This is a genomic window from Endozoicomonas atrinae, assembly GCF_001647025.1.
GTDB classification, from domain to species: domain Bacteria; phylum Pseudomonadota; class Gammaproteobacteria; order Pseudomonadales; family Endozoicomonadaceae; genus Endozoicomonas; species Endozoicomonas atrinae.
This window is the reverse complement of the sequence record NZ_LUKQ02000859.1, coordinates 1-263: the sequence shown is the minus strand read 5'-3', so window position 1 is coordinate 263 and position 263 is coordinate 1. Positions and strand designations below refer to the sequence as shown.

General features: G+C 58.2%; 1 protein-coding gene. It reads right to left on the bottom strand.

The window, feature by feature from the left end; genetic code table 11:
• Nucleotides 1-238: hypothetical protein (locus tag AK963_RS30875; protein ID WP_139117857.1), on the bottom strand; the 238-nt coding region annotated here is incomplete at its 3' end.
• Between the last annotated feature and the right edge of the window lie 25 nt (nucleotides 239-263).

Below are 263 nucleotides of genomic sequence, written 5' to 3'. Positions count from 1 at the left end.
TGTCGGGCAAGCCTTTGCCATTACACATGGAGGAAAAGGCCCGCAGCAGTTCCAGGCTGAATTCGCCGTTCACCTTCCAGCACTCCCACGCCACGAACGCTTCCACCTTCGCTTTGTCGGGCAAGCCTTTGCCATGACACATGGAGGAAAAGGCCCGCAGCAGTTCCAGGCTGAATTCGCCGTTCACCTTCCAGCACTCCCACGCCACGAACGCTTCCACCTTCGCTTTGTCGGGCAAGCCCCTACTGCTCATCATGGAGGAA